The organism is Microbacterium sulfonylureivorans (genome assembly GCF_003999995.1).
Classification (GTDB): Bacteria; Actinomycetota; Actinomycetes; order Actinomycetales; family Microbacteriaceae; genus Microbacterium; species Microbacterium sulfonylureivorans.
In genome coordinates this window covers 131,720-157,897 of the sequence record NZ_RJAD01000002.1, presented here as the reverse complement: position 1 = coordinate 157,897, position 26,178 = coordinate 131,720, and the positions used below count along the sequence as shown (strand labels likewise).

Annotated in this window: 30 protein-coding genes, 1 tRNA gene and 1 pseudogene; 8 read left to right on the top strand and 24 right to left on the bottom strand. The window is 69.8% G+C overall.

The features are described 5' to 3' along the window. Nucleotides 1-6: 6 nt before the first annotated feature. Nucleotides 7-801, bottom strand: a complete 795-nt coding sequence (gene otsB / locus EER34_RS10260) for a trehalose-phosphatase (protein WP_127474528.1) — start codon at nucleotides 799-801, stop codon at nucleotides 7-9. Next, nucleotides 798-2,231 carry an alpha,alpha-trehalose-phosphate synthase (UDP-forming) gene (locus EER34_RS10255; RefSeq protein WP_127474526.1) on the bottom strand — a complete coding sequence of 478 codons (1,434 nt, stop codon included), beginning with the start codon at nucleotides 2,229-2,231 and terminating at the stop codon, nucleotides 798-800. Before EER34_RS10255 ends, otsB begins: the two co-directional genes overlap by 4 nt. Before the next feature lie 137 nt (nucleotides 2,232-2,368). Here EER34_RS10255 and EER34_RS10250 point away from each other — a divergent pair, with 137 nt between their 5' ends. Then, complete coding sequence (locus tag EER34_RS10250) at nucleotides 2,369-2,623, top strand: hypothetical protein (protein ID WP_127474524.1); 255 nt, start codon at nucleotides 2,369-2,371, stop codon at nucleotides 2,621-2,623. Nucleotides 2,624-2,630: 7 nt separating this feature from the next. Here the strand turns inward: EER34_RS10250 and EER34_RS10245 are convergent, their stop codons facing one another. From EER34_RS10245 to EER34_RS10230, 4 genes are read right to left on the bottom strand one after another with little or no spacing between them, the layout of a single operon-like run. Beyond that, a complete protein-coding gene (locus EER34_RS10245; RefSeq protein WP_127474522.1) occupies nucleotides 2,631-3,071 on the bottom strand; it encodes a GNAT family N-acetyltransferase in 441 nt (146 codons plus the stop codon). A 41-nt stretch (nucleotides 3,072-3,112) separates the two neighbouring features. Beyond that, a complete protein-coding gene (locus EER34_RS10240; RefSeq protein ID WP_127474520.1) occupies nucleotides 3,113-4,297 on the bottom strand; it encodes an acetyl-CoA C-acetyltransferase in 1,185 nt (394 codons plus the stop codon). Beyond that, nucleotides 4,294-4,947: a CoA transferase subunit B gene (locus tag EER34_RS10235; protein WP_127474518.1), complete on the bottom strand. Its 654-nt coding sequence runs from the start codon at nucleotides 4,945-4,947 to the stop codon at nucleotides 4,294-4,296. The genes EER34_RS10240 and EER34_RS10235 overlap by 4 nt, the downstream gene beginning before the upstream one ends. Nucleotides 4,948-4,949: 2 nt before the next feature. Then, a complete protein-coding gene (locus EER34_RS10230; RefSeq protein ID WP_127474516.1) occupies nucleotides 4,950-5,750 on the bottom strand; it encodes a CoA transferase subunit A in 801 nt (266 codons plus the stop codon). 104 nt (nucleotides 5,751-5,854) lie between these two features. Here EER34_RS10230 and EER34_RS10225 point away from each other — a divergent pair, with 104 nt between their 5' ends. Further along, on the top strand, nucleotides 5,855-6,649 hold the full coding sequence (locus EER34_RS10225) for an IclR family transcriptional regulator (RefSeq protein WP_127474514.1): 795 nt from the start codon (nucleotides 5,855-5,857) through the stop codon (nucleotides 6,647-6,649). A gap of 33 nt (nucleotides 6,650-6,682) precedes the next feature. Here EER34_RS10225 and EER34_RS10220 read toward each other — a convergent pair whose 3' ends face one another. From EER34_RS10220 to EER34_RS10175, 10 genes are all read right to left on the bottom strand, one after another. Further along, entirely contained in the window at nucleotides 6,683-7,621 is a 939-nt protein-coding gene (locus tag EER34_RS10220) for an alpha/beta hydrolase (protein WP_127474512.1), read from the bottom strand. Beyond that, nucleotides 7,606-8,358, bottom strand: coding sequence for a 3-hydroxybutyrate dehydrogenase (locus tag EER34_RS10215; protein WP_127474510.1), 753 nt, complete (start codon nucleotides 8,356-8,358; stop codon nucleotides 7,606-7,608). Before EER34_RS10215 ends, EER34_RS10220 begins: the two co-directional genes overlap by 16 nt. Further along, nucleotides 8,358-9,044, bottom strand: coding sequence for a TetR/AcrR family transcriptional regulator (locus EER34_RS10210; RefSeq protein ID WP_127474508.1), 687 nt, complete (start codon nucleotides 9,042-9,044; stop codon nucleotides 8,358-8,360). The genes EER34_RS10215 and EER34_RS10210 overlap by 1 nt, the downstream gene beginning before the upstream one ends. After that, nucleotides 9,041-10,651 carry a class I adenylate-forming enzyme family protein gene (locus EER34_RS10205; protein WP_127474506.1) on the bottom strand — a complete coding sequence of 537 codons (1,611 nt, stop codon included), beginning with the start codon at nucleotides 10,649-10,651 and terminating at the stop codon, nucleotides 9,041-9,043. The genes EER34_RS10210 and EER34_RS10205 overlap by 4 nt, the downstream gene beginning before the upstream one ends. Continuing rightward, entirely contained in the window at nucleotides 10,648-11,778 is a 1,131-nt protein-coding gene (locus EER34_RS10200; protein ID WP_127474504.1) for a branched-chain amino acid ABC transporter permease, read from the bottom strand. The genes EER34_RS10205 and EER34_RS10200 overlap by 4 nt, the downstream gene beginning before the upstream one ends. After that, nucleotides 11,775-12,650 carry a branched-chain amino acid ABC transporter permease gene (locus EER34_RS10195; RefSeq protein ID WP_127474502.1) on the bottom strand — a complete coding sequence of 292 codons (876 nt, stop codon included), beginning with the start codon at nucleotides 12,648-12,650 and terminating at the stop codon, nucleotides 11,775-11,777. Before EER34_RS10195 ends, EER34_RS10200 begins: the two co-directional genes overlap by 4 nt. Beyond that, nucleotides 12,647-13,378, bottom strand: coding sequence for an ABC transporter ATP-binding protein (locus EER34_RS10190; RefSeq protein WP_127474500.1), 732 nt, complete (start codon nucleotides 13,376-13,378; stop codon nucleotides 12,647-12,649). The genes EER34_RS10195 and EER34_RS10190 overlap by 4 nt, the downstream gene beginning before the upstream one ends. Next, on the bottom strand, nucleotides 13,375-14,181 hold the full coding sequence (locus EER34_RS10185; protein WP_127474498.1) for an ABC transporter ATP-binding protein: 807 nt from the start codon (nucleotides 14,179-14,181) through the stop codon (nucleotides 13,375-13,377). The genes EER34_RS10190 and EER34_RS10185 overlap by 4 nt, the downstream gene beginning before the upstream one ends. Nucleotides 14,182-14,194: 13 nt before the next feature. Next, entirely contained in the window at nucleotides 14,195-15,397 is a 1,203-nt protein-coding gene (locus tag EER34_RS10180) for a substrate-binding domain-containing protein (protein WP_127474496.1), read from the bottom strand. Nucleotides 15,398-15,590: 193 nt separating this feature from the next. After that, complete coding sequence (locus tag EER34_RS10175) at nucleotides 15,591-16,415, bottom strand: zinc-ribbon domain-containing protein (RefSeq protein WP_127474494.1); 825 nt, start codon at nucleotides 16,413-16,415, stop codon at nucleotides 15,591-15,593. 352 nt (nucleotides 16,416-16,767) lie between these two features. Between EER34_RS10175 and EER34_RS17500 the strand changes: the two genes are divergently transcribed. Continuing rightward, entirely contained in the window at nucleotides 16,768-16,926 is a 159-nt protein-coding gene (locus EER34_RS17500) for a hypothetical protein (RefSeq protein WP_164743540.1), read from the top strand. Nucleotides 16,927-17,209: 283 nt separating this feature from the next. Here EER34_RS17500 and EER34_RS17495 read toward each other — a convergent pair whose 3' ends face one another. Next, nucleotides 17,210-17,929, bottom strand: a complete 720-nt coding sequence (locus EER34_RS17495; protein ID WP_164743539.1) for a DUF4166 domain-containing protein — start codon at nucleotides 17,927-17,929, stop codon at nucleotides 17,210-17,212. A gap of 259 nt (nucleotides 17,930-18,188) precedes the next feature. Further along, nucleotides 18,189-18,398 (bottom strand): hypothetical protein, encoded by a 210-nt coding sequence (locus EER34_RS17490; protein WP_164743538.1) that lies wholly within the window; start codon nucleotides 18,396-18,398, stop codon nucleotides 18,189-18,191. A 32-nt stretch (nucleotides 18,399-18,430) separates the two neighbouring features. Here EER34_RS17490 and EER34_RS10165 point away from each other — a divergent pair, with 32 nt between their 5' ends. Together EER34_RS10165 and EER34_RS10160 are read left to right on the top strand one after the other, a co-directional pair. Continuing rightward, nucleotides 18,431-18,544, top strand: a complete 114-nt coding sequence (locus EER34_RS10165; protein ID WP_205791562.1) for a recombinase family protein — start codon at nucleotides 18,431-18,433, stop codon at nucleotides 18,542-18,544. Nucleotides 18,545-18,616: 72 nt separating this feature from the next. Further along, nucleotides 18,617-18,973, top strand: coding sequence for an Imm8 family immunity protein (locus EER34_RS10160; RefSeq protein ID WP_127474490.1), 357 nt, complete (start codon nucleotides 18,617-18,619; stop codon nucleotides 18,971-18,973). Between the two features lie 10 nt (nucleotides 18,974-18,983). On the opposite strand, the pseudogene EER34_RS10155 reads toward EER34_RS10160, so the two are convergent. Continuing rightward, a pseudogene (locus tag EER34_RS10155) lies at nucleotides 18,984-19,890 on the bottom strand (IS5 family transposase). A 38-nt stretch (nucleotides 19,891-19,928) separates the two neighbouring features. Here EER34_RS10155 and EER34_RS17755 point away from each other — a divergent pair. Continuing rightward, nucleotides 19,929-20,297: a recombinase family protein gene (locus EER34_RS17755; RefSeq protein WP_240642277.1), complete on the top strand. Its 369-nt coding sequence runs from the start codon at nucleotides 19,929-19,931 to the stop codon at nucleotides 20,295-20,297. Here EER34_RS17755 and EER34_RS10145 read toward each other — a convergent pair. Beyond that, nucleotides 20,276-20,351, bottom strand: a tRNA-Lys gene (locus EER34_RS10145). The genes EER34_RS17755 and EER34_RS10145 overlap by 22 nt on opposite strands. A 94-nt stretch (nucleotides 20,352-20,445) precedes the next feature. Here EER34_RS10145 and EER34_RS10140 point away from each other — a divergent pair. Both EER34_RS10140 and EER34_RS10135 read left to right on the top strand, forming a co-directional pair. Further along, on the top strand, nucleotides 20,446-21,273 hold the full coding sequence (locus tag EER34_RS10140) for an inositol monophosphatase family protein (RefSeq protein ID WP_127474488.1): 828 nt from the start codon (nucleotides 20,446-20,448) through the stop codon (nucleotides 21,271-21,273). Between the two features lie 38 nt (nucleotides 21,274-21,311). Then, complete coding sequence (locus tag EER34_RS10135; RefSeq protein ID WP_127474487.1) at nucleotides 21,312-21,893, top strand: hypothetical protein; 582 nt, start codon at nucleotides 21,312-21,314, stop codon at nucleotides 21,891-21,893. Between the two features lie 21 nt (nucleotides 21,894-21,914). Here EER34_RS10135 and EER34_RS10130 read toward each other — a convergent pair whose 3' ends face one another. From EER34_RS10130 to EER34_RS10115, 4 genes are read right to left on the bottom strand one after another with little or no spacing between them, the layout of a single operon-like run. Next, on the bottom strand, nucleotides 21,915-22,265 hold the full coding sequence (locus tag EER34_RS10130; protein WP_127475610.1) for a UBP-type zinc finger domain-containing protein: 351 nt from the start codon (nucleotides 22,263-22,265) through the stop codon (nucleotides 21,915-21,917). A gap of 31 nt (nucleotides 22,266-22,296) precedes the next feature. After that, nucleotides 22,297-23,928 carry an FAD-dependent oxidoreductase gene (locus EER34_RS10125; protein WP_127474486.1) on the bottom strand — a complete coding sequence of 544 codons (1,632 nt, stop codon included), beginning with the start codon at nucleotides 23,926-23,928 and terminating at the stop codon, nucleotides 22,297-22,299. Nucleotides 23,929-23,938: 10 nt separating this feature from the next. Next, nucleotides 23,939-25,840 carry a Na+/H+ antiporter NhaA gene (nhaA, locus tag EER34_RS10120; protein WP_127474485.1) on the bottom strand — a complete coding sequence of 634 codons (1,902 nt, stop codon included), beginning with the start codon at nucleotides 25,838-25,840 and terminating at the stop codon, nucleotides 23,939-23,941. 58 nt (nucleotides 25,841-25,898) lie between these two features. Continuing rightward, nucleotides 25,899-26,138 (bottom strand): hypothetical protein, encoded by a 240-nt coding sequence (locus tag EER34_RS10115; protein ID WP_127474484.1) that lies wholly within the window; start codon nucleotides 26,136-26,138, stop codon nucleotides 25,899-25,901. Nucleotides 26,139-26,178 lie beyond the last annotated feature (40 nt).

The following is a 26,178-nucleotide window of genomic DNA, read 5'->3' as shown; positions in this document are numbered from 1 at the left end:
GGAAGTCTATTCCCGTGCGGAGGCCCGCTCGCCCGCGATGACGGACAGCACCGCGGCCAGCGCCTCGATGTCGGGGACGCACAGCGACGCCGCGGTGGGGCGGTTCCCCACGTGCACCCCCAGGTCGTCCGCACCGAGGCTCTCGAGCGCGTCCTCGTCGGTGACGTCGTCGCCGGCGAACAGGACGGCCGAGGCATCCGTCCGCTCTCGCAGCTCTGCGATCGCGGAGTCCTTGCCCTCGTGACGGAACGCGTACTCGACGATGTTGTGACCCGTCCGGCGACGCCAGTGCGGCGCCTCGGCGGCGACCATCGCGTCGACGAGGCGGTTCGCCTCCGCCGCGTCGGCGGGCGTCGACTTGCGGGTGTGCACGCCGAACCCGAACCGCTTCGGCTCGATCCAGACACCCTCGAGTCCGGCGGTCGCCGTCTCCGCGTGTGCGCGGAGCTCGTCGCGAAGTCGCTCGTCGCCGGGCTCGTCGTCGTGCGACGCGACGCCTTGGCCGGGGATCCAGAACTCGGCGCCGTGAGAGCCCGCCAGGAAGAGCGGAGAGTCGTCGACGTGCTCGGCGATGATCCGCAGGTCGGAGAGGCTGCGGCCCGACACCAGCGCGACGATCGTGCCCGGAGCGGCGACGAGCGCGTCGAGCGCGGCGCGTGCCGCGGGCAGCATCCGCGCGTCCATCGGCTCGTCCTCGAGCGGCGCGAGCGTGCCGTCGAAGTCGAGCGCGACGAGAAGGCGATCGGATGCCGCGACCCGCGCGATCGCCGCGCGCTCGTCGTCCGAGACGACGTCGCTCATGCGTCGGCCCGGATCGCCCGGTTGGCGGTGCCGGAGGACTCCAGCGCCGCGAGGAACGACTGCGACCACTTCGCCACGTCGTTGTCCAGCACCTTGCGCCGGAGCGCCCTCATCCGTCGGCCCTGTTCGGCCGACGGCATCTCGATCGATCGCATGATCGCGTCCTTCATCCCGTCGATGTCGTGGGGGTTGATGCGGACGGCGCTCGCGAGCTCGTCCGCGGCGCCCGCGAACTCGCTCAGCACCAGCACGCCCCTGTTGTCGATCCGCGTGGCGACGTATTCCTTGGCGACGAGGTTCATGCCGTCGCGGAGGGCCGTCACGAGCATGACGTCGGCGGCGAGGAAGAGGGCCACCATCTCCTCGCGCGGATACGCCTGATGCAGGTAGCGGATCGCCGTGTGGCCCATCGTGTCGTAGTCGCCGTTGATGCGTCCCACCATGAGCTCGATCTCGTCACGAAGCTGCACGTAGGCGGCGACGCGCTCACGGCTCGGACTCGCGACCTGCACCAGCGTGACGTCTTCGATCGCCACCTTGCCGTCTGCCAGCAGCTCGCCGAACGCCTTGAGTCGATGCCGGATGCCCTTGGTGTAATCGAGGCGATCGACGCCGAGCAGGATCTTCTTCGGGTTGCCCAGCTCCTCGCGGATCTCGGCGGCGCGCGCCTGGATCTCGGGGCGCCGCGCGAGCTCGACGTACGACGCGGCGTCGATCGAGATCGGGAACGCCTTCGCGAGGGCGTTGCGGGTCGTGCCGTCGCCGTTCGGCACGGCGATACCCGACGCCTTCGTCGGGTAGCGCAGGACGCGTCGAACTGCGCGCGCGAAGTTGCCGGCGTCCGCCACCCGCTGGAATCCGATGACGTCGGCGCCGAGAAGCCCCTCGAGCACCTGGCGGCGCCACGGCAGCTGCGAGTACAGGCCGTATGCCGGGAAGGGAATGTGGTGGAAGTAGCCGATCGTGAGATCGGGGCGGGACTCGCGCAGCATGCGCGGGACGAGCTGCAGCTGATAGTCCTGCACCCACACGGTCGCCCCGGGCGCGGCCGCCTTCGCCGCCGCCTCGGCGAATCGCCGGTTGACCTTCACGTAGGCGTCCCACCACACGCGCCGGTAGCGCGGTTCGGCGATCACGTCGTGGTAGAGCGGCCAGAAGGTGTCGTTCGACATGCCCTCGTAGTAGAGCTCGATCTCGTCGGCGCTCAGCGACACCGGCACGAGATGCGTTCCCTCGAACTCGAACGGCTCGACGTCGATGCCTGCCTGGCCGGGCCAGCCCACCCAGGCGCCGTCGGCGCGACGCATCACCGGCTCGAGCGCGGTGACCAGTCCTCCGGGCGATCGCCGCCATGAAAGCTCGCCCGAGCCGTCGACCACGCGGTCCACGGGAAGGCGATTGGCGACGACGACGAGTTCTGCCTGGGTCACTCGGGCTCCTGACGGTGGCGGGGGGACGAGGCATCCCCAGGCTATCGCGCCGGTCGCCCGTGCACCGGCCGCTTGACGCCGACGCCGATGCCTGTCAAGGGGCGACGCATATGCCCGCCCCGCGATAGCGTGGGCGCATGCGCAAGTACCTCTTCGGCACCGGCATCCTCACGGCCATCACGGGCGGCCTGACCCTGCTGCGGGGCATGCGCGAGGACGCGCCGTTCACCTGGCGCACGGCACTGGGATGGCTGAGCTGGGGGATCACGCTCGCACTCGCGATCGGCGCGATCGTCGACGTGCGCCGGGCCTCCCGCGGCGAGATCATCGCGAACGACTCCCCCGTGCACGGCAGGGAGAAGAAGCTCCTCAAGCGCCGCGTGCAGCGCTGACGCGGACCTACAGCTCGATCTCGTAGTGCACGAAGCCGGTCGAGACGGCCACCTTGTCGTACAGCGCCCGAGCTGTCGCGTTGTCGTCCGCGGTCAGCCAGTAGACCTTGCTCGCGCCATAGAGCTTCGCCCACCCCTTCACGTGGTCGATGAGCGCGCGCCCCGCACCGCTGCCCCGTGAGCCGGGGTCGACGAAGAGATCCTCGAGGTAGCAGTACGACCCGGTCGTCCACGTGGCCGGATGCGTCAGCCAGTGCACGAGCCCGATCGGGGTGCCCGCGGCATCCCGCGCGAGCGCGCCGTGCAGGTCTTTGTGGGCGAGGATGCGCTCGAACGTCGTGTTCGAGACGTCCGCCGGCACCTCCGACTCGTAGAAGGTGATGTACGCCTGCCACAGTGCGTCCCAGGCGGGCCGGTCGTCGGCGGTGATGCGGGAGATCGTGGTCACCCCGCTGACGGTACACCCCGGCGGTTCCGTCGCCCCCGCTGTCAGCGCGTCAGGATGAGCGCATCGCCCTGCCCGCCGCCGCCGCACAGCGCGACTGCGGCGACGCCGCCCCCGCGGCGGACGAGCTCGTGCACGGCGTGGACGACGAGGCGGTTGCCCGAGGCACCGATCGGATGACCGATCGCGATGCCGCCGCCGTGGGGGTTGACCACGTCGTCGGACAGGCCGAGCTCGGCCTGCGACCGCACCACGACGGCGCCGAACGCCTCGTTGATCTCCACGAGGTCGAGGTCCCCGGTCCCGATGCCCTGCTTGGCGAGGGCCTTCTCGATGGCGCGAGCAGGCTGCGAGTGCAACGAGTTGTCGGGTCCGGCGACCTGGCCGGAGGCGCCGACGACGGCGAGCACGGGCCAGCCCTTCTCATCGGCGTGCGAGCGGCTCGTGAGCACCACCGCGGAGGCGCCGTCCGAGATCTGCGACGAGTTGCCCGCCGTGATCGAGCCGCCCTCGGCGAACGCAGGGCGGAGGCCGGCGAGCGTGTCGACGGTGGTGTCGGGGCGGATGCCCTCGTCCTTCGTGACCACGACGGGGTCGCCCTTGCGCTGTGGGATCTCCACCGGGACGATCTCGGCATCGAACAGCCCCGCGGCCTGCGCGGCTGCCGCGCGCTGGTGCGACCGAGCGGCGACGGCGTCCTGCGCCTCTCGCGTGACCTCGAGACGCCCGTTGTGCCGCTCGGTCGACGCCCCCATGCTCTCGCGGTCGTACGCGTCGGTGAGGCCGTCGTACGCCATGTGGTCGAGCACCTCGACCGAGCCGTACGCCCAGCCGTCTCGCGACCCCATGAGCAGGTGCGGCGAGCGGGTCATCGACTCCATCCCTGCCGCGACCACGACGGGCGCATCGCCGACGGCGATCATCCGCGCGCCGTCGATGATCGCCGTGAGGCCCGACAGGCACACCTTGTTGACGGAGCCGGAGTGGACTCCCCACGGGATGCCGGCGCCCACTGCGGCCTGGCGTGCGGGATTCTGGCCGGATCCGGCCGGCAGCACCTGGCCGACCAGCACCGCGTCGACGGCCTCGGCGGGGATCCCGCCCTTCTCGAGCGCCCCGCGGATCGCGGCGCTGCCGAGCTGAACCGCGGTGAGCGGGGCGAGCTGGCCCTTGAGTCGCCCCTGCGGCGTGCGCGCGGCGGCGACGATGACGACGTCGTCGTGGTTCATGCTTCCTCCTTGAGTTCGACGGCGATCGTGAGCGTGGGCTCCGTCGCCGCGACCACCTCTTCGACCGTGACTCCCGGTGCGAGCTCGATCAGGACGAGACCTGCATCCGTCACGTCGATCACGGCCAGGTCGGTGATGATCCGGTCGACGACGCCGCGGCCCGTGAGAGGGAGCGAGCAGTCGTCGACGATCTTCGCGGAGCCGTCGCGGGCGACGTGCTCCATGAGCACGATCACCTTCGCGGCGCCGTGGACGAGATCCATCGCCCCGCCGGGGCCTTTGACCATCTTGCCCGGGATCATCCAGTTGGCGAGGTCGCCGGATGCCGACACCTGCATCGCCCCGAGGATCGCGGCATCGATCTTGCCGCCGCGGATCATGCCGAAGCTCGTCGCGGAGTCGAAGAACGCCGCGCCGGGGAGAGTCGTGACCGTCTCCTTTCCGGCGTTGATGAGGTCGGGGTCGACGCGCTCCTCCGAGGGATAGGGACCGACGCCGAGGATGCCGTTCTCGGACTGCAGCACGACGGTGACGCCGTCGGGCACGAAGTTGGGGACGAGCGTGGGCAGGCCGATTCCGAGGTTGACGTACGCGCCGTCGGCGAGCTCCTGAGCCGCGCGGGCGGCCATCTCGTTGCGGGTGAGTGCCATGGTCAGGCTCCTTCCGGCATCTCACGAGCCGCAGCCTGGGCGACGGACACGGTGCGACGCTCGATGCGCTTCTCGATGTCGGATCCGACTTCCACGACGCGGTGCACGTAGATGCCGGGCAGGTGGACGCAGTCCGGGTCGAGCTCGCCCGGCTCGACCAGCTCTTCGACCTGGGCGATGCAGACCCGGCCGGCCATCGCGGCGAGCGGGTTGAAGTTGCGCGCGGACTTGTTGAAGATCAGGTTGCCGTGCCGATCGCCCTTCTGGGCGTGCACGAGCGCGAAGTCGGTGACGATCGCCTCTTCGAGCACGTAGTCGCGGGCCGCACCCGAGACGTCGAAGGTGCGCACGTCCTTCACCGGCGACGCGACGGCGATGCCGCCGGCCCCGTCGTACCGGCGCGGAAGCCCGCCTTCGGCGACCTGCGTGCCGACGCCGGTCTGCGTGTAGAACGCGGCGATGCCCGAGCCGCCGGCGCGGAGCTTCTCGGCGAGCGTGCCCTGCGGGGTGAGCTCGAGCTCGAGCTCGCCGGAGAGGAACTGGCGCTCGAACTCCTTGTTCTCGCCGACGTACGAGGACGTCATCTTGCGGATGCGCTTCGCGTTCAGCAGGATGCCGAGGCCCCAGTCATCCACTCCGCAGTTGTTGCTGACGATGCTGAGATCGGTGGTGCCCTGCGTGAGCAGCGCCTCGATGAGGGCGATGGGATTTCCGGAGAGGCCGAATCCGCCGACCGCGAGCGATGCTCCGTCCGGGATGTCGGCCACCGCCTCGGCGGCGGACCCCCAGGTCTTGTCGATCACGCGCTACTCCTTCGTTGCCGGATGGGTCCATCCTGCGCCCTCCGCGTGCCCGGCGCGCGACTCTCGTTTGCCATGTGGAGGACGGCGAGCGTAGTGTCCACATCGTGGACGAATCGACGAAGACCCAACGCTCGGTGCCCGGCGCCCAGTCGGTCGCGCGGGCGGCTCACCTGCTGCGATTGGTCACATCGGCGGGCGACGACGGGATGCCGGTGGCCGACCTCGCCCGCCGGGCCGACCTCACTCGCCCGACCACGCACCGGCTCCTCACCGCGCTGCGGTACGAGGGCCTCGTCGACCAGGACGACCGCACCGGCCGCTGGATGCCCGGACCGGAGCTGTACCTGATGGGGACAGTCGCAGCATCCCGCTACGACATCACGGGGATCGCCCGCGACATCGTCCGGTCGCTCGCCGTCCGCACGGAGGAGAGCGCGTTCCTCTCGGTGCGCCGCGGCGATGAGACGGTGTGCCTGCTGCGCGAAGAGGGGAGCTTCCCGATCCGGTCGTTCGTGCTGTCGGAGGGCGTGCGCTTCCCCTTGGGCGTGGCTTCCGCCGGACTTGCGATCCTGGCCTTCCTGCCGCCCCACGATGTGGACGCCTACCTCGAGCGACACCCAGAGCTGCCGCAGGCGTGGGGCGCATCGCACGGCGAGGCGCGGCTGCGCGCACGACTGCGCGACACCCACGAACGCGGATACGCGGTGAACCCCGGGCTGATCGTCGAGGGCAGCTGGGGGCTCGGCGCCGCGGTGTTCACGAAAGAGGGCCACCCGCAGTGGGCGCTCAGCCTCACCGGCGTCGAGTTCCGCTTCGGTCCCGACCGGCTGCCCGAGCTCGGACGCACGCTGCTCGCGCACGCGCATCAGCTGACGACCCGCATCGCCGCGAGCCGCTGACGACGCCGACGAGGCCGATCGGCGAAGGCCGACTCAGTCGCCGGCGGCGAGCTCTTCGCGCACGACGGCGGCGACGGCATCTGCCCCCGCCGGCGACATCACGATCGTGTAGTGGTTGAACCTGTCGAGGCGCTCGTGCCGCACGCCGGGATTCGCGGCGAGCACGCGGGCGAGATGTGCCGGCGCGTACAGGCCCGGCTCCTCGTCCTGCAGCCCGCGCGGGGCGGTGATCATGCGGGCCGGATGCCGCAGCCCCGCGAGCGCGTCCGACAGGCCGGTGCCCGTGTTCATGTCGAGGGTGTCGTCGGCGGTCGTCTCGTAGCTCGTCGCCGGGCGGAACGCCCCGGCGCCGTCGGCCACGAGATCGTACGCGAGGTACTGCTCGAGCTCCGGCGTCCAGTCCGCTCGGAACGCAGGGTGCGACCGCCAGAAGTCGAGGTACTCCCCCGCGTCCGCGAAGCGCATCGACAGTCGAGCGGCGGTCGGGCCGAGGATGCCCGCGACGAGCGTGTCGGTGTCGAGTCCGGCCGGAACGTCGAGCGGAAGCCCGCCGTCGACGAGCACCAGCCTCGATACGCGGTCCGGGTGGCGGTGGGCGAACACGACCGCGACGAAGGCGCCCATCGAGTGCCCCACGACGACCGTCCGCTCGATGCCGAGCGCGTCGAGCGCTGCGGCGAGGTCGTCGGCGTGCGCCTGGAGTCCGGCGGGTCCGACGAGGTCGTTGCTCGCCCCGCGGCCCCGGAGGTCGGGAGCGACCGCCCGCACGCCGGGGAGCCGATCGACGACGAAAGGCCACGCGAGGTGCGACGACGTCACACCGTGGATGAGAAGGACATCGGCCGCGGCGGCGTCGGCGGGCTCGGGATCCCAGACGCCGACCCGCAGATCGCCGCCCGAGACGGGGACGTCGACCGTGCGGTAGCGGTGGCCCGTGCGGGTCTGCGGCGCCGAGCTCATCGTGCGGTCCATCCGCCGTCCATCGTGTACGAGGCGCCGGTGACCATGCCGGACTTGCCGGAGGCGAGCCAGCCCGCGAGCGATGCCACCTCGTCGGCCTCGACGAGGCGCTTGACCGCGGTCTCGGTGAGCATGATCTTCTCGATGACCTCGCTCTCGGGGATGCCGTGCACCTTCGCCTGATCGGCGATCTGCTTCTCGACCAGCGGCGTGCGCACGTACGCCGGATTGATGCAGTTGCTCGTCACGCCGTGCGGGGCTCCCTCGAGCGCGGTCACCTTCGACAGGCCCTCGAGCCCGTGCTTGGCGGCGACGTAGGCCGACTTGAAGGCGCTCGCGCGCAGCCCGTGGGCGCTCGAGATGTTGATCACGCGGCCCCACCCCTTCTCGTACATCCCGGGCAGCGCCGCTCGGATGAGGAGGAACGGCGACTCCAGCATGAGCCGCAGCAGCAGTCGGAACGCATCGGGATCGAACTCCGTGATCGGGCTCACCCGCTGGATTCCCGCGTTGTTGACGAGGATGTCGACATCGAGCGTGAGATCGTCGAGCGCGGCCGTGTCGGACAGGTCGACGACCCATGCCTCACCGCCCACCTCGGCCGCCGCGGCGGCTGCGGCATCCGCGTTCAGATCGGCCACGATGACGTGCGCGCCGCGGCCCGCGAACTCGTGCGCGCAAGCCAGTCCGATGCCGCTCGCGCCGCCGGTGACGAGGGCGCGCTTTCCTGCGAGGTCGTGCTCGGTCATCACTTCGCCCCTTCCTGCCCGGATGCGCGAGGTGCGAGGGCGTTGTCGATGATGCGGGTCATGCCGGCGAACACGACCGGATCGAGCTGCGCCGGCGGGCGGCCCTCGGCATCGCGCTCCCAGAGAAGGAATCGCATGCCGATGAGCTCACCCATGCCCATGAGCGCCCACGCGGTGGTCTCGGGGTCGAGTGCGCGGTCGACGTCGCCGGCGTCCTGCGCCGCGCGGAGCCCCGCCTCGTATCCCTCGACGATCCGCGTGTAGTGCAGTCGCAGCACCTCGGGTGAGACGAACTCGGCCTCGCGGACCACCCGGTAGAGCGCCGGATGCTCGGCCGTGAAGCGGAAGAACCCCGCGAATCCTGCCCGCTCGGCGTCGAGTCGGGTGGTTGCCCCCTCCATCGCCTCCGACATCGAGTGGCGCACGCGGCGGTTGAGGTCGATGACCAGCGCCTCGAAGATCGACTGCTTGCTGTCGAAGTAGAGGTAGAACGTACCCAGGCCGATGCCCGCGCGCTCTGTGATCTTCACGATGGATGCCTCGTGGTATCCCTGCTCCGCGAACACGACCTCTGCCGCCTCGAGCAGTCGTCGCCGCGTCGCCTCGCCGCGCTTCGTGAGCGGGCGTCCGGTGGCCGGTGAGACCAGCTCGGGCTCGTCGTCGACCAGTTCTTCGGGAAGCGTCATCGCCGCACCTCTTCCGTCTCGTGCCCGGTCGCCCGATCACGTCGCTCCATCAGCCTTCTCCCCCGATCGCGCAGACGCGACCTGGCGAGCTTCTCGATCGTCGAACGCGGCAGTGCGTCGACGAACTCCACGTGCACGGGCACTTTGAAAGCGGCGAGGTTGCGTCGCGCGTGCGCGAGCACCTCGTCCACCGACAGTGCGGCCCCCGGAACCGGCACCACGAACGCTACGCCGCGCTCGCCCCACACGGGATCCGGCACGCCCACGACTGCAGCCGCCTCGACCAGCGGATGCAGGGTCAGCGCGAACTCGACCTCGGCGGGCGCGACGTTCTCGCCGCCCGAGATGAAGATGTCCTTGATCCGATCGACGATCCGCACGATCCCCTCGGCATCCCTGTGCACGAGGTCGCCCGTGCGGAGCCACTCGCCGCTCATCGCGCGCGCCGTTGCGGCGTCGTCGCCGAGGTAGCCGGCGAACACGCTCGGACCGCGCACCCACAGCTCCCCCGTCGCCTCGCCGTCGAGCGCCAGGCCGGACTCGGGATCGACCACCCTCACCGAGACGTGCGGATACGGCCGACCGACCGCGCCGGGCCGCCCGGCGGAGTCCTCCGCGGGAAGGTGCAGCACGTTGGGTGCGGCTTCTGTGAGCCCGTAGCCCTGGGTCAGGGGCACGCCGCGGGCGGTCCACTCCTCCTGGAGCGAGACCGGCATGGTCGCCCCGCCGACCAGTGCGAGCCGGAGGGAGGACGCATCCGTCTCCTCCCACGCGCGATCGGCGGCCAGCAGCGCGTACTGGGTCGGGACGCCCATCATCGCCGTCACGCGGCGTTCTGCGATGAGCTGCAGCACGCGTGCCGGGTGGAACCCGCGCTCGAGCACGACGGTCGCGCCGACCCACCACGCCAGCAGCGGCTGGCAGTTCCACGCGGCGACGTGGAACTGCGGCAGCATCGCCAGCACCACGTCATCGTGCGTGAGCGGCAGCGCCTGCGCGAGGGCGAGATTGTTCCAGAAGCAGTTCGCGTGCGTGAGCACCACGCCCTTCGGGGCCGCCTCGCTGCCCGACGTGAAGATCACCAGCAGCGGGTCGTCGTCGTGCACGGGCCGGCGCGGTCGCGCCGTGCGCGGGTGCGGGACGGTCCCCAGGGCGGACCGCTTGGGCCCCGCCTCGACCCCGGTGGTGCCGAGCACTGCGACGGGCGGCATCCTGTCCAGCGCGCGAAGTGCCTCGCCGGCGAGCGACGCGTGCTCGTCCTCGACGAGCACCAGGGCGGGATCGGTCCGGTCGAGCAGGTCGGACAGTTCGCGCGGCGTCAGCCGCCACGACAGCGGCACGAACGCGACACCCGCGAGGGCGCACGCGAAGAACGCCACCACGTGGTCTGTCGAATTGCCCGAGATCGTCGCGATGCGGTCGCCCGGGCCGTAGCCGACGTGGCGCAGACCCTCGGCGAGTGCCGTGGCCCGGGCTGCGAGGGTCGCGTAGTCGGTCGTCACGCCGCGGTCGTCGATCGCGATGCGCTGCGGCGAGCGGGCGGCGCGGTCGGTCAGCCAGCGGCCGATCGTGTGCGCGCCGTCCTCGAGCTCGGCATCCCACGTCATGCGCGCACCTCCACGGGCGTCTCCGCCTCGGCGGCGTCGTCGTCGAGCGTGCGCAGCGACCCCCGGACCTTCTCGCCGCGACGGCGGCGGAAGGCGGCGTCGATGGTCCCGGCGATCCCGCCGGGGAGGAACATCACGACGAGGATGAACAGCACGCCGAGGATGAACAGCGGCTCCGAGAGGGGAACGCGCAGCACGTCGGGGAGGCCCGCGATGGCGTCCGAGCCGGCGAGGACCGTCAACCGCTGGTCGAGCAGCGTGTACAGCACACCGCCAACGATGGCACCCCACCGGAAGCCGACGCCACCGAGGACGACCATCACGAGGATCGTGATCGTGAGATCTGCCGACACGGCCCGCGGCACCGTGCCCGACTGAAGCAGCATGTAGGCCACTCCGGCGAGGCTCGCGAGCACCGCGGCGATGACGAACACGACGAGCTTGACGGTGTAGGGCCGCAGGCCGAGCACGCGGACGCGCTGCTCGTTCTCGCGCGTGGCACGGGCGAGGTGGCCGAGGCGCGACGTGTCGACCCACAGCGTCACGAGGTACACGACCACGAGCACTGCGAGCGCGAACCAGTACAGGTTCCGCGTATTGACCACTCCGACGAGGACGTCGGGGACCTGGTCGGTGTCGAGGGTCAGCCCTTCCTCGCCGCCCGTGATCTGCGAGTTGCGGCGGACGAGCACCGACCCCGCCTGGGCGAACGCGAGCGTCACCATCGCGAACGGGATCCCCGAGACGCGCATCGACACGGCGCCGGTGACGAGGGCGATCACCATGCCGCCGATCAGCGCGATGAAGATCCCGGGCCACAGCGGAACGCCGAAGTGCTCGAGCGCGATGCCGAGGCCGTACGCGCCGGCGCCGAAGTACAGGGCGTGGCCGAAGGACAGCATCCCGCCCGATCCGAGCAGCAGGTTGTACGACAGCGCGAGCGCGGCGAACACCATGCACAGCGACAGCAGCGCGAGGGTGCCGGGCATGTAGGTGGGCGTCGGAAGGATGCCGGGCAGCGACAGGTTCAGCAGCGGAAGCACCGCCATGAAGACGATGAGCCCGGCACCGACGATGACAGGGACGAGTCGGCGGATGCCGAGCGACGAGGTCGAGGAGCCGGTCATGCCTTCTTCCCCAGGAGTCCGGCCGGGCGCACGAGGAGCACGACGGCGAGGAGGATCACGACGATGAAGTCGCCGGTTCCGCCGAGATAGAAGTTCGCGAACTGCTGCAGCACCGCGACGAGGACGGATGCCACGGCCGCCCCCGTGAGCGATCCGAGGCCGCCGACCACGGTGACGATGAACGCGAAGATGAGGAGCGTCGCGCCGAGGTGGGCCGAGACGAACGTCGAGTAGTGCATCGCGAGCACTCCCCCGATTCCTGCCGCGGCCCCGCCGATCGCGAAGACCAGGGTGAAGGATCGGCGCACGTCGATGCCGAGCGCGGTGACCATCGAGCGGTTCTCGACGCCGGCCCGGATGATCATGCCGTAGCGCGTGCGCTTGAGGAACAGCACCAGGGCCGCAAGCACCAGCACCGCCGCGATCATCAGGACCCAGTAGGTGTTCGGGATGCGGGCGCCGAGCACCTCCGTCGTCTGCGTGAGCCACGGCGGACCGGTGATGTGGATCGGATCGGTCCCCCAGATCCCCTCGAACAGGGCGACGGCGGCGAACGACAGTCCGACGGTCACGAGCACCTGCTCGATGTGCCGCTCGTAGAGGGGCCGGATCAGGACCAGCTCGGTGAGGGTGGCGAACGCCGCGCCGACGCCTGCGCCGACGAGCACGGACAGCAGGAACGAGCCCCACGACGCGGTGCCGAGCGCCTGCGCGACCATCCATCCGATGAACGCACTCAGCGTGAGGAACGCGCCGTGGGCGAAGTTCAGCACGTGCATGAGTCCGTAGATGAGACTGAGGCCGCTCGCGACGAGGAAGTACAGGGCGCCGAGGCCGACGCCGGTGATGAGGGTGAGGACGAGGGTGCTCACGCGTGGGCCTCCGTATGCACTCCGAGCAGGCGGCGGGTGAGCTCGTCGTCGTCCAGGATCTCGCGGGCCCTGCCCGTGTGGACGACGCGGCCCCCGCCGATCACGATCGCCGTGTCGGCGAGCCGGCGCACGACCTCGAGGTTCTGCTCGACGAGCAGGATGGGCACGGTCCTGCCCGCTTCCTCGAGGGCGTCGGCGACCTCGGTGACGATCTTCGGGGCGAGTCCCTTGGTCGGCTCGTCGACGAGGAGCAGCCGGTTGTCGTTGATGAGGGCGCGCGCGACCGAGACCATCTGCTGCTGTCCGCCGGACAGGGTGCCGGCGAGCTGGTCGCGGCGGGCGACGAGGTCGGGGAAGAGCTCGGCGACGAACTCGCGGCGAGGGGCGCGCTGGCGCTCGGCGAGCGCCAGGTTCTCGGCCACCGTCAGCTTCGAGAAGATCTCGCGATCCTCGGGCACATACCCGACGCCCCGGCGCACGATCCGGTGGGTCGCCAGGCCGTCGATGCGCTCGCCCGCGAGCCGCACCTCGCCACGGCGCTGGATGAGACCCAGGATGCCGCGGAGCGTCGAGGTCTTGCCCACGCCGTTGCGACCGAGGACGGCGGTGATGCCGGTCGCGGGCATCTCGAACGTGACGTCCTCGACGACCTGCTGCCCGCCGATCGAGCAGCGGAGTCCCTTCACCGTGAGGATGGGCTCGGCCGCGACCGACTCGGCGCCGCTCACGCCGCCCCCGTCCCGAGGTATGCGCTCTGCACGAGGGGGTTCTCCATCACGTTCTGCGGGGTGTCGTACGCGATGATCGTGCCGAAGTACATCACCGCGACCTTGTCGACCAGCCCCATGAGCACGTCGATGTGGTGCTCGACCATGAGGACGGTGCAGCCCTTCTCGCGGTGCAGGTCGCGGATGTTGCCGACCAGCCCGTCGACGTCGCCCGAGCCGACTCCGGCCATGGGCTCGTCGAGCAGCACGATGCTCGTCTCGGTGGCCAGAAGCACTGCGATCTCGAGCTTGCGCTTGTCGCCGTGGGAGATGTCGCCCGCCGCGAAGTCGCGCTTGTGGCCGAGCCCCACGGCCTCGAGCTTGGCGATCGCGACCTCGGTCGCGGCATCCGATCGTCGCGGGAAGCGCAGCAGCGACGCCGAGCCGCCCAGCGACACCTGGGCGGCCAGCCGCACGTTCTCGAGCACGGACAGCCGCGGGAAGAGGCTCGAGGTCTGGAAGGTGCGCCCCAGTCCCGCCCGCGCCCGGGCGGGCACGGACGCCGTCGTGATGTCGTCGTCGTCCAGGAGCACCCGGCCGGCGGTGGGCTTCATGAGGCCGGAGACCACGTTGAACAGCGTGGTCTTGCCGGCTCCGTTCGGTCCGATGACGCCCACGAGCGAGCCCGCGGCGACGTCGAGCTCGACATCCTTCAGGATCGTCGCGCCGCCGATCTGCAGGCCGAGGCCCTCGATCTTCAGGTGCGAGCCGCGACGGGGCGCAGCGGGCGCCGTCGGCGACGCGGACGGGACAGGGGTGCTCATCGTGCGGTGCCGGCTATTCGGCTTCGGCCGGGGCGACGTCGTCGGCCGAGACCGTGTCGACGAGCTCGGGCACGAACGCGTCGCCGTCGGCGACGAGCTTGACCTGGTACATCTCCTGAATGAGCGCGTGGTCGCTCTCACGCACGGTCATGGCGCCCTTGGGGCCTTCGAACTCGAAGCCCTCGAGCGCCGACACCATCGCGTCGACCTCTCCGTCGCCCTCGGCGATCGCGTGGGCGATCATGATCGCGGCGTTGAAGCCGTCGGGGCTGAACAGGTCCGGCGTGCCGCCGGCGCCCTCGATCGCCTCGACCATCGCGGTGTTCACCTCGTTGTCGGGAGCGCCCGGGAAGTAGTGGTTGAGGAAGCTGATCTTCTCGGATGCCTCGCCGTACGCGCCGAAGGTCGCGGAGTCGCCGAGCCCGGTGACGACCGGGATCTCGTCGAGCACGCCCTGCTGGCTGAGCGCCTGCCACATCGCACCGGAGGTCGCGCCCGCCCACGCGACGAACACGAGGTCGGGCTCGCCCGCGAGGATCTGCTGCGCGAAGGGCGTGAACTCGGTCGCGTCCTCGGCGACGAGCACCGGGGTCACGGTCGCGCCCTGTGCTCCGAGGATCGCGTCGACCGCGGCGACGTTGCCCTGGCCGAACGCGTTGTCCTGGGCGAAGACGGTGATCTTCTTGCCGTCGATGTCGTCGAGGAAGGTTCCCGCGGTGGCGACGTCCTGCGCGCTCTGGCGTCCGGAGCGGAACGTGTAGTCGTTGATTCCGGTGAGCGCGTCGGCGGCCGCCGGACCCGAGATGTAGAGCACCTTGTTCTGCTCGGCCTGCTCGGCGACGGCGAGCGCGACGCCCGAAGCCGCCGTGCCGGCGATGATGTTCACGCCTTCGCCGATGAGCTCCTTGACGACCGTGACCGCCTTGTCGGGGTCGCCGGCGTCGTCCTTGTACTCGACGTTGATGGTGGTGCCGTCGATCTCGCCGGTGCCGTCGGTGACATAGTCGAGACCGGCCTTGAACGCGTCGAGGTACTGCTTGCCGTAGCCGGCGAGCGGGCCGGACTCGCTCGTGACGATGCCGACCGTCACTTCGGACGGACCGCTGCCGTCGCCGGTCGACTCGCCGCCGGGCTCCGTCGACGGAGCGCAGGCGGCCAGGACGAGTGCGGCCGTGGCGACCACGGACCCCAGGAGCAGCTTCTTCGTAACCCGCATGTGCGTGCCTTTCACCGTTGGAAGGTTCGGGTGCCCGGATCGGGCGTACCTGAAAACTGATTCAGGTATTCGCAAATGTAGGAAACAAGAGCGCCGCGGTCAAGTCGAGCAGGTCGACTCGGGGCGGTCGTTACCGAATCGCGATGCAGGCCGACGTCGACGCGGCACCGCCCGACGGCGTGCCCTCACCGACTCACGTCAGGTACGCGTCGACGAGCAGCGGACCGCGGATGTCGCGCAGCACGTCGACGATCCGCCCCAGGCTCCGCGCGCCGACGGAGGAGAGCTGCAGGTCGTACGGACCCAGCGGCTCGAGCCTGCCTGTCCGGATCCGCAGCACCTCCCAGCCGACGGCCCGGAGCGCGCGGTCCTTGCGCCGGTCGGCGTCCTCGCGCCGACCGACGTGCTCGAGTCCGTGACGGCCCGTGCTGTCGTACTCGATCGCCACGCGCAGCTCGGGAAGCAGGATGTCGGGCCAGACCTCGAGGTGATCGAAGAACGGGCGTGCGACGCGCACGGCGTTGAGACCGGGCGTGACGGCGAGCCGGGCGAACACGTCGGCACGCAGCCGCGCCTCGACGGCCGAGGCGGGTCGCGGGGCGCACTCGCTCGCGAACGGCTCGCCCTTCGGCAGTTCGGGCGTCTTCGGGCACAGCGGGCGGGACTGCTTCGGCGGCCGCGGCATCCGCTCCCCTGCCCTCCGGATCGGCGGCGGCTTCGCGAGCACCGAGCAATCCGGGCACCACGCCGACCGCCGCCGCTCGCGCCCCGGCCTGCTGCGCTGCTCGGAGGGCGTTGCCACGAACGTATGACCTGCCTCGCACTGCCACAGCAGCAGCACGTCCGCAGCCGGTGGGATCTGCGTGAGCACGATCCCGGCGTTGAGCTCGGGGTGATACTGACGAATGAGCGCGGGGTAGGGCGCCCACGCCTCGCGGTACGTGCCGACGGCGTACGGCACCTCGGCGCCGCGCGAGAACCGCCGCCGCGCCCACCAGAGCTCGACTCTCTCCACCATGCCCGCACGTTAGCGCCGGCCACCCACATCGGATGTCGGCGGCCGCCGCGTACCCTGGGTGCACCGGCCGGAGAAGTGGATGCCCGGCAACGGTGACGAAGAACAAGCGGTACGAAGCGCAGTCAGCGGAGTTGCATTAGCTGCAGGACGCAAGCGGCGCACTGCTGACGAAGATGTCGCCAGCCACGGTTCCACATTGGACGGGAGACCCCGGGGTGGATCATCTTCGCGGCTGGACTCGTAACACTCGCGTTCCTCGCCGGTCGGGTTGCGGATCGGAGATCCGCTTAAGCCTCAGCGGATTGCCATCCCCGCACTGTTCCGACTGAGGCCGCGCGGTTAGGGTCGGCACATGAGCATCGTCCCGAAGTCGCGCGACGGTCGCGAAGCGCTGCTGATAGCCGTGGGGTCCTTCGTCACTGCGATCGCTTTGTGGGTCGGGTTCTTCGCGTTCACTGGCTACCTGGTCGATTCCGGCGACCGCGACCTGAGCCAAACCCAGACTGATTAGGCCGACGTCGCCAGCGACGGACACGCCGCTGAGGGATCCGCTTGCAGGGCGGAGAGATGCGCCGTAGCGTCCGTTGCATGGGGGAACTGATCGGCGGTCTCGTCACGGTCTTTGCGGCTCCCGATGACTGATTTCCCCGCGTGGGGCGAGCCGGTCAATGAGACATCGTCGTCGTGGGCGAAAGTGCCGATCAACGGTTACTGTCTCTGGCTGCGACGGTCACCTGTCAGTCCAGCCGACTGATCACTCCGGGCGGCTGGTCAACGTCGAGATCACCGACAAGTCAGGCGCCGTCTCCAGATTCACCCTTCCGTTCAGCGACGAGGACGCCACCGGTGGCGTGGAGTTGGTAGGCGAACGTGCCGGCGTATCGGAACACTTCGTGAAGGAATGGTGTGCTGATGCGCACGTCGACGTCTTGTCGCGTGGGGTCGGTGGGGTTGGTTCGTTCGTTCAAGGTCAGAGCGGCGACGCGCGGGAGCGGGATGCGCAGGCGACCGACGCGCAGAGCGAGGCTCGTGGACGTCATGCGCAGCCCGCCGGAGACAACGGCTAGTTGAAGGCCGACCTCGAGTCCGCGTCGCTTACCCAGGCGGTCACGAAGTTGACCGTTCTCGACCGTCATGGTGTCTTCCATAACCCGGGTCCGGCGGGCGAATTCGAAGGTGCGCACGGCGCTGAGGCTGCCGTCCCCGCAGGGTCTGTTCGTGATGGCGAAGGGGACGTCTTGTTCGAGTTCGGGAAAGAGGATGTGGCGCCAGGCCATCAGCGCGAGCACGGGGCGAAGCACTCGGTGTCGGGATCCTGCGACCGCATAGAGGCCGGATCCGCTTCCAACCCATCCGTGAGGGATCGGACCGAAGTACTTCTGCAGGTTCGGATCGAGGAGGTGAAACTCCGCACCCAGTGCCTGCTGGTAGACAGAGTGACGGGGCTCGACGGATTGGGCACCGACGCTGGGGGGCGTCGCGCCCGTCGCCGGCTCCTGCCCCTCGACCGTCACCAACCCGACGCTAGTCACCTTCTCTGGCGGGGGCCAACTACACGCACGGGTTAGCCTCGAGGGGTGGCGCGCCGGGGCATCTTCGTGGAGATCGATATCGATGTCACCGTTGAGCAGGTATGGACGCTGACCCAGGATGCGCACCAGCACGGGAGGTGAGTTCCTGTGCACCCTGTGCGGGCGCGTGCTCGCCCCCGGCTGTTGCGACACCAGCCACATCTTCGCACCCGACCTGTACACCGGCCCGGGTATCGGACACCTACAGGCCCAGGTCGGAGTCCTTCTTCGGTCCGCGACCAAGGAAGACCAGCACACCGAGGCCAATGAGCACGGGCGAGATCCAGGCGAACCACACGGCGTAGAGCCAGCCGTAACCGGCGAGCGCGAAGCCGCCGCCGACCGCAGCGATCGCCAGCCCGCCGACGATGGCGAACACTCCATCGCGCTTGTTCTGCCTGCTTCCGCCCACGACACAGATTCTGTCATCCCGAAGGAGACTCCATGACTACCATGATCGGCTACCTCCGAGTCAGCACCGAGGAGCAGGCCGCTTCCGGCCTCGGCCTGGAAGCTCAGCGCGACACCATCACCCGCTACGCCGCGAGCCACGGCTAGGGCGTGTTGCTAAACCCGGTCGGCGGCCCGGTGGGCCAGTCTCCCGTCGTGTCATAGGGCAGTATCGGTCGCATGCGTGCGACGTTGCGGAGTCTCGCTTTCGACCCGGATCCCAGAAGTCTGGCTGCCGATGCGTCGGCATTTAGAATCAACGCTCGGTTGACGGTTGGCCCCGCCGACGGTCCTGGTGACGAGACGTTCGACGTCACCGTCTGCACGCCCGAGTGGCTCGCTCAGGCCTGCCGGAAGACGGGAGGCATCTACGACGCGCGACACCACGTCGTCGTCACCATGGGGCAGTTCGACGAGCGAGTCCTCCACGACTGGTTCGAGGCCAGAGTGCGACGTGTCGAGGGCGACGAGTGGAGCGAGATCGGCAACCGCCTGGGCCGGCTCGGCTTCTGGGAGTTCGAGGACTACACGCCCTAATATCCGGTCGCTAGCTGCTGGCGACCCAGTGCAGCGTGGCGGCGAGGCAGAGTCCTGCGTGGTAATTCCGGGCGGTCTTGTCTGAGCGTATCGCGATCCCGCGCCATTGCTTGAGCTTGTTGAAGCAACGCTCGACGACGTTCCGGCCGCGGTAGCGGAGTCGCTGTTCGTCGCCGAACTCGATCGGCCTGCCGGAGCGTTTGCGCCGGTTGGCGATCTGATCGTTCCGTTCTGGGATCGTGGCGGCGATGCCCCGCTCGCGAAGCCATGCCCGATTCGCCCGTGACGGGTAACCCTTGTCCGCGAGGACCCGATCAGGCCGGGACCTCGGCCCGCCGACCGCGCCGTGAACACGAATCTGCTCCAGCGTCGTCGACAGCAACCTGGTGTCGGCCGCCTGCCCGGGGGTCAGGATGAACGCCAGGGCGCGCCCGCGACCGTCGCAGACCAGATGGTTCTTCGTCGTCAGGCCGCCGCGAGATCTTCCGATCGCGTGATCAGGAGGCTCCAGCCCGAACTTCTTGTAGTTCGACAGGGCCCCCCGTGACTCGAGGAAGGGTCGCGCCATGCTGGTGCACGCGCACGATCGTCGAGTCGATCGACGCGACCCAATCCAAGTCTCCCCGCTGATGCGCGAGGGACTGGACTTTCTCGAGGACCCTCGCCCAGACGCCCTGCTCGGCCCACCGGTTGAAGTTCTTATAGATCGTGTTCCAATTCCCGAACCGCTCTGGGACGTCCCGCCACGGAGCCCCGGTCCGGAACCGCCACGCGGTCGCTTCCACCAACGCGCGACGGTCCACCGGTGGCCGACCCGTTGCTCTCACCACCGGGAACAGCGGCCCGATCACCGCCCAGGCCTCATCCGAGATCACGTCACGCGACACGACATCAACACTCACCGACGAACGGCCCAAGAGTGTTTAGCAACACGCCCTAGGACATCGAGTGGTACGTGGACGAAGGTCTGTCGGCGAAGTCGCTCGACCGCCCTCAGCTCCAGGCCGCGCTCGAACGCCTGCACCCGAAGAAGCGCGACGCCGCAGGCCTCGTCGTGGCGAAGCTCGACCGCCTGAGCCCGTCGTGCAGGACTTTTCGGGCCCTGCTGCCCGTACGGGTCGGCGGCATCCTGTTGGCAGTCTGTTTGACGGGTTTGACGGTATTTCATTGGGGCGCGCAAACGGCGTCGCGGCGCGGCGATCCAAGCCGCGCTCCTAGCAAATCCCTGGCATTCGTGCACGCTCGAGTTTGTACACGAGAAACGCCTGGCAGAGATTCACACTCTGACCAGGCGTTTCTATTTGGTGCACCCCCTGGGACTTGAACCCAGAACCCACTGATTAAGAGTCAGTTGCTCTGCCGATTGAGCTAGAGGTGCGTGATTCGCAAGAGGCGAACCGAGGGTCAACATTAGCATCACGATTGCGTGACTCGGAAATCGAGGTCGCTCTTGGCCGGATATCCTCGGTAACGTGACCCCGCCTTCCTCGACGCCTCCCTTCGATGCGCCGTTCGAGGGCGACCTCGGCGCCGATCTCGAGCTGGCGCTTCGCATCGCGGACGCGGCGGACGCGGCATCCATGGACCGTTTCGATGCCGCGGATCTCGAAGTCAGCCTGAAGGCGGATGCGAGCCATGTCACCGAGGCCGATCTCGCGACCGAGCGGGCGATCCGCGCGGTGATCGAGGTCGAGCGCCCGGACGACGGCGTGTTCGGCGAGGAGTACGGCGTCACCGGCGACTCGAACCGCCAGTGGATCGTCGACCCCATCGATGGCACGGCCAATTACCTCAAGGGCATCCCGATGTGGACGACTCTGATCGCCCTGTCGATCGACGGCGTGCCTCGCGTGGGGGTCGCGAGCCAGCCGGCGATCGGGCGGCGGTGGTGGGCCGCGACGGGACTGGGCGCATGGACGAACACGCCCTCGGGCGCGCCGAAGCGCCTGGCCGTGTCGACCGTCGACACGATCGCCGATTCGAGCGTGAGCTTCCAGAGCATCGGGCAGTGGCGGGATGCCGGCAAGCTCGACGCGCTCGAGCGACTGACGTCGTCGGTCTGGCGCGACCGAGGCTACGGCGACGCCTGGCCGTACATGCTCCTCGCCGAAGGGCGGCTGGAGTTCGTCGCCGAGTTCGGCGTGAAGGAGTACGACATCGCCGCGCTCGTTCCGATCGTGACCGAGGCCGGCGGACGCTTCACCTCGTACGACGGCCACGACTCGCTGTCCGAACGGTCGTCGCTGGCCACCAACCGCGTTCTCCACGATCCGTTCCTCGCATTGCTGCACTCCCCCTAGCCCTGCACCATCCGATCCCCTCCCCCGGAGACCGCTCGATGTTCCCCCCACGACACCGTTTCGGCGCCGCGCTCGTCATCGCGCTGACCGCCACCCTGGCGACCGCGTGCGCGTCGCAGGCTCCCCCCGCGTCGCAGCCCACCGAGTCGATGGCCGGCACGCCCACCGCCGCCCCACCCGAGGCGACACCCACACCGACCGCCGACGCCGCGGACGAAGACCCCACCTGCGAGACCCTCATCGGCGCCGACGTCGTCGCCGACTTCGAGAGCATCGGATGGTCGTCACGCGCCGAGAAGTTCTACCTGGGCGAGCTCGAGCTCGCCCACGGCATCCAGTGCGTCTGGGCAGACTTCGAGGGCCCGGCCGGCGATCACCTGCAGCTGTTCGGCTGGGCGCCGATCGGCGACGAGGAGGCCGCCGAGGCGCAGACCTCGATGGTGGACCAGGGCTGGATCCGCGAGGAGTCCTCCGAGGGCGTGTACATCACCGAGCCCAAGGAGACGACGATCGCCGTCGACGAGGAGGGCTACGGCATGACCTACCTCTTCGTCGCCGGCTCGGTGAAGCTCGCCGACACCAAGCAGGGCCTGCTCCTCATCGAATGGCCCAAGTCCTGACCCCGGGGTGACCGGCGCCGTTCAGCGCCCGGCGGCCTTCAGCTCGGCGCGCCAGTCGGCCGGCACTCGGTCGGCGGGGCCGGGAACGGTCTGTTCGTCGGGGCGGCTGGTCGGCGGGGCCAGGTCGGGCCCGTCCGCCCACGTCGCCGCCTCGTAGTCCCACCACCAGTCCTCGCCCGGCTCGAAGCTCTGCACGAGCCGGTGCCCGCTCTCCCGCGCGTGCGCGGAGGCGTGCTGGGCGAGCGACGAGTCGCAGCATCCGACGTGGCCGCACGCCGCGCAGCGGCGCAGATGCAGCCACCAGCCACCCACGGCGTCGCAGTCGGCGCAGCCGGTTCCGCTCGGCGCGGCCGTCACGTCGATGTCGTCCAGCACGGTCTTCTCCTCGTAGGGCTCGGAACGGTCAGCCGGCGAGGGCGCGATGCACCGACGCGACGGCGCTCGACCCCTCGCCGACAGCGGCGGCGACGCGCTTCATCGAACCGCGGCGCACATCGCCCGCGGCGAAGACCCGCGGAACGGAGGTCTCGAACGGCAGTGGCTCGCGGCCCAGCCGCTGCCACTGCGCGAGGGACTGGGCAGCGATGTCGGTGCCCGTCCGCAGGAAGCCGTCCGCGTCGCGGTCGAGCGACGACAGCCAGCCTGTCGCCGGATCGGCGCCGATGAAGCAGAACAGGCCGCGCGCATCGACGTCGCCGACGCGGTCGATCCGCACGCGCTCGAGGGCGTCGCCGCCGTCGAGACCGACGACGTTCGCGCCGGTGTGCACCTGCACGCGGGGATCTTCCAGCAGCCGGTCGACGAGATAGGACGACATGCGCCCGCCGAGGTCGGTGCCGCGCACCACAAGGTGGACGGGGCATCCGTTCGCGGCGAGATACAGCGATGCCTGCCCGGCCGAGTTCGCGCCGCCCACGACGACGACCGGCGACTCCATCACCTGACGCAGCTCGAGCTGCGTCGCGGCGTAGTAGATGCCGGCGCGCTCGAAGTCGGCCCATCGCTCGAGGTCCAGGCGCCGGTAGGCCGCACCCGACGTCACGATCGCGGTGCGGGTGCGGATGAGGCGACCGTCGGCGAGCGTCACGTCGAGCTGGCGGTCCTCGACCGGCTCGAGCCTGACCGCCTCGCACGGCGCATACACGCGCACACCGAACTTGAGCGCCTGGAGGCTGGCCTGCCCGATGAGATCGCCTCCGCTGACGCCGAACGGGAACCCGAGGAAGTTCTCGATGCGGGATGTCGAGGCCGCCTGCCCGCCCGGAGCCACGGCGTCGAGCAGCACCGTGCTGAGTCCTTCGGAGGCGCCGTAGATCGCCGCGGCAAGGCCGGCGGGGCCACCCCCGACGACGACCAGATCGACGACCTCGTCGCCATTGGCCTGATAGCTGAGCCCGAGGCGCTCGGCGACGATTCCCGGAGTGGCGCGCGGGATCGCCTCTCCCTGGATGTAGGCGATCGGGAGGTCGTCGGCCGTGAGCCCGAGCTTCTCGTGGGCGCCCAGCTCGCCCGGTGCGAGCGCGACCGTCTTGTGCACCAGATCGAGGCGCTCGGCGAAGCGCTGGAGCGCGAGGAAGTCGCGCGACGAACTCTGACCGACGAACTTCAGGGTGAGGGCGGCCGGTCCGCGGCGCAGCGATTCGCGGCGCGCCCACAGCGCGTGGAGGATGATGTCGCACAGCTCGTCGTCCTCGGCCATCAGCCGTCGCAGCTCCGGCCGGGTCACGCGAAGGACCCGCGCGGGCGTGGCCGCCCGGGCGGAGAGGAAGGCGCCCTGCCCGTTGAGAAGCCCCAGCTCCCCGACGAACGTCCGCGCGCCGCTGCGGGCGAGCACCGCCTCTTCGATCCAGAAGAGCGAGTCGCGCACGATCTCGACCTCGCCCTCGTCGACGAGGATCAGGTCATAGGTGCGATCACCCGAGCGGAACAGGTAGTCGCCCGCCTCCACCCGCTCGGGCACGCCGAAGCCGCACAGGCGCTCCCACTGGGCATCGGTGAGCTCCGGGCGCTGGATGGGGTCGGATGCGGTGTCCATCGCCACCAGGCTACTGAGCGGCCGGGCCGGTGGGGCCGACCGGAGCGGATTCGGGGTCGGAACCCGACAGCGCGCGGATGAGCGACTGCGAGTCGTACGGCCCGGTGTGCCTGCGACCGTTGATGAACAGCGTCGGCACAGACGTGATGCCCATGGCCTCGGCATCCAGCATGTCGTCCTGCACCCGGCCGGTGACCTCGGGAGCCGTGAGATCCCGCTCGAACCTGTCGACGTCGAGCCCGAGCTCGTGCGCGAGGCGGATGATGTCGGACGGCCGCTGGTTCTCCTGGTCGGCGAACAGGCCCCGCTCGAACTCGAAGAACTTGCCCTGCAGCGACGCCGCCTCTGCCGCCTCCGCACCTGCGAGCGCGTTGGGGTGGTACTGCGTCAGGGGCGCGTGGCGCCACACGTAGCGCAGCCGGTCGCCGAGCTCTTCGTACACCTCGTGGATCGAGCCGGACGCCTTGAGGCAGAAGCCGCACTGGAAGTCGCCGTACTCGACGATCGTGAAGGGCGCGTCGGGCGAGCCGAAGATGTGATCGCGTCGCGGGTCCACCGGCCGTGCGAGCGTCTGTCCGGGGTCGGTGTCGGGCCGCACCGCGTCGGAGATCCGGAAGATGATCGTCGCGAGGACGAACGCGATGACGGATGCCGCGAGCACGCCGACGCGCGCCGCGTTCTTCGCGTCGGCGCCGTCGATGGCGATATCGACGATGAACAGCGAGATCGTGAAGCCGATGCCGCACAGCGCGGCGCCGCCTGCCAGCCGGTCGAGGGTCAGCCCTGGGCCGAACTCCCCCACCTTCATGAGCTTCATGAGCGCCGTCGATCCGAACACTCCGAGGAGCTTGCCGACCACCAGTCCGACGACGATGCCCCACGTGAGGGCGGAGGTCATCGCCCGGCCGAGGATCTCCGGGCTGAGCACCACCCCGGCGTTGGCGAGGGCGAACAGCGGAAGGATCACGTACGCGACGTAGGGTGCGTAGGCGGACTGCAGCCGCTCGTTGATGGAGATCGACTCGCGCAGGCTGTTCGCCGCGGCGCGCGCGTACTCGCTGTTCGGCGACTGCCGGAAGGTGCGGGCGAGCTCGAGCGCGTGCTCGACGTCGCGCCGGTCGGGCCGGTACACCGGCACCAGCAGGGCGATCGCCACGCCCGCGAGTGTCGGATGCACGCCCGACGCGAGGAAAGCGAGCCAGACGACGATCGAGAGCGTCGCGTACACCGGGCCGCGTCCGCTGGGCAGGTACCGGGTGAAGTAGACGCCGACGAGTCCCACGGCGGCGATGGCGAGCGGCAGCGGCGTGAAGTTCTCGGTGTAGACCAGCGCGATGATCGAGAGGGCGCCGATGTCGTCGACGACCGCGAGGGCGAGAAGGAACACGCGGAGCCGGCCGGGCACGCGCGGTCCGATGAGCGCCAGCGCCCCGACGAGGAATGCCGTGTCGGTCGAGATCACGACACCCCACGCGGCCTCGTAGCCCGATCCCATGGCGATGAGCACGAACAGGAGCGCGGGGAGCGCGAGTCCGGCGATCGCGGCGATGACCGGCACCATCGCACGCGACCAGCTGGTGAGCTCTCCGATCGCGAACTCGCGGCGCACCTCCAGCCCGACCGTGAAGAAGAAGATCGCCATGAGGGCGTCGTTGACGAGCGCATGGAGCGTGAAATCGAGGTGCAGATCGCCGACGCCTACCGTGAGGTGGGTCTCCCAGAACGCCGCGTAGGAGCCCGTCGCGATGTTCGCCCACACGATCGCGATCGCGGTGGCGAGCAGCAGGAGGAGGGCGCCGATGCGGTTCTGCCCCATCGCGCGGATCTTGGCGGCGATGGATCGGCGCGTGCGCGATCGCTGCGCGACCTGTTCCGGCTCGGGCGACTGCTGGATGATCGTCAGATTGGCCATTGGTCGAGATTCTGCCACGCCGTCGGCTCCCGAGGGCCGGTCGAGCGGATGCCGCAGCTCAGCCGCGACGCACGAGCGCGACGATCGCCGCTGCGACGCCCACGAGCATGAGCACCGCGGCCGCACTGAAGATCAGCGCATCAATGAGAGCGACGGGCGCCCGGGACCAGCTCTGCACGGCACCGACGACGACAAAGGGTGCTGTCAGCACGCAGAACACGAGAACGACCCAGGCGTATCCCGCGCGCCGCCTCTCGGTCCGCGGGGGGCGACTCTTGCCATGGTTGTACAGCGCCATCGGACGAGCATATGGCGCGGACGCGGCGGATTGCGGATGC

What these genes read in the sequence shown, in the direction of transcription:
- otsB (WP_127474528.1), bottom strand. Translation starts at nt 801, where the DNA reads ATGAGCGACGTCGTCTCGGACGACGAGCGCGCGGCGATCGCGCGGGTC.
- EER34_RS10250 (WP_127474524.1), top strand. Translation starts at nt 2,369, where the DNA reads ATGCGCAAGTACCTCTTCGGCACCGGCATCCTCACGGCCATCACGGGC.
- EER34_RS10240 (WP_127474520.1), bottom strand. Translation starts at nt 4,297, where the DNA reads ATGAACCACGACGACGTCGTCATCGTCGCCGCCGCGCGCACGCCGCAG.
- EER34_RS10235 (WP_127474518.1), bottom strand. Translation starts at nt 4,947, where the DNA reads ATGGCACTCACCCGCAACGAGATGGCCGCCCGCGCGGCTCAGGAGCTC.
- EER34_RS10220 (WP_127474512.1), bottom strand. Translation starts at nt 7,621, where the DNA reads ATGGACCGCACGATGAGCTCGGCGCCGCAGACCCGCACGGGCCACCGC.
- EER34_RS10215 (WP_127474510.1), bottom strand. Translation starts at nt 8,358, where the DNA reads ATGACCGAGCACGACCTCGCAGGAAAGCGCGCCCTCGTCACCGGCGGC.
- EER34_RS10210 (WP_127474508.1), bottom strand. Translation starts at nt 9,044, where the DNA reads ATGACGCTTCCCGAAGAACTGGTCGACGACGAGCCCGAGCTGGTCTCA.
- EER34_RS10205 (WP_127474506.1), bottom strand. Translation starts at nt 10,651, where the DNA reads ATGACGTGGGATGCCGAGCTCGAGGACGGCGCGCACACGATCGGCCGC.
- EER34_RS10200 (WP_127474504.1), bottom strand. Translation starts at nt 11,778, where the DNA reads ATGACCGGCTCCTCGACCTCGTCGCTCGGCATCCGCCGACTCGTCCCT.
- EER34_RS10185 (WP_127474498.1), bottom strand. Translation starts at nt 14,181, where the DNA reads ATGAGCACCCCTGTCCCGTCCGCGTCGCCGACGGCGCCCGCTGCGCCC.
- EER34_RS10180 (WP_127474496.1), bottom strand. Translation starts at nt 15,397, where the DNA reads ATGCGGGTTACGAAGAAGCTGCTCCTGGGGTCCGTGGTCGCCACGGCC.
- EER34_RS10175 (WP_127474494.1), bottom strand. Translation starts at nt 16,415, where the DNA reads ATGGTGGAGAGAGTCGAGCTCTGGTGGGCGCGGCGGCGGTTCTCGCGC.
- EER34_RS17500 (WP_164743540.1), top strand. Translation starts at nt 16,768, where the DNA reads ATGAGCATCGTCCCGAAGTCGCGCGACGGTCGCGAAGCGCTGCTGATA.
- EER34_RS10165 (WP_205791562.1), top strand. Translation starts at nt 18,431, where the DNA reads ATGACTACCATGATCGGCTACCTCCGAGTCAGCACCGAGGAGCAGGCC.
- EER34_RS10160 (WP_127474490.1), top strand. Translation starts at nt 18,617, where the DNA reads ATGCGTGCGACGTTGCGGAGTCTCGCTTTCGACCCGGATCCCAGAAGT.
- EER34_RS10135 (WP_127474487.1), top strand. Translation starts at nt 21,312, where the DNA reads ATGTTCCCCCCACGACACCGTTTCGGCGCCGCGCTCGTCATCGCGCTG.
- EER34_RS10125 (WP_127474486.1), bottom strand. Translation starts at nt 23,928, where the DNA reads ATGGACACCGCATCCGACCCCATCCAGCGCCCGGAGCTCACCGATGCC.
- nhaA (WP_127474485.1), bottom strand. Translation starts at nt 25,840, where the DNA reads ATGGCCAATCTGACGATCATCCAGCAGTCGCCCGAGCCGGAACAGGTC.
- EER34_RS10115 (WP_127474484.1), bottom strand. Translation starts at nt 26,138, where the DNA reads ATGGCGCTGTACAACCATGGCAAGAGTCGCCCCCCGCGGACCGAGAGG.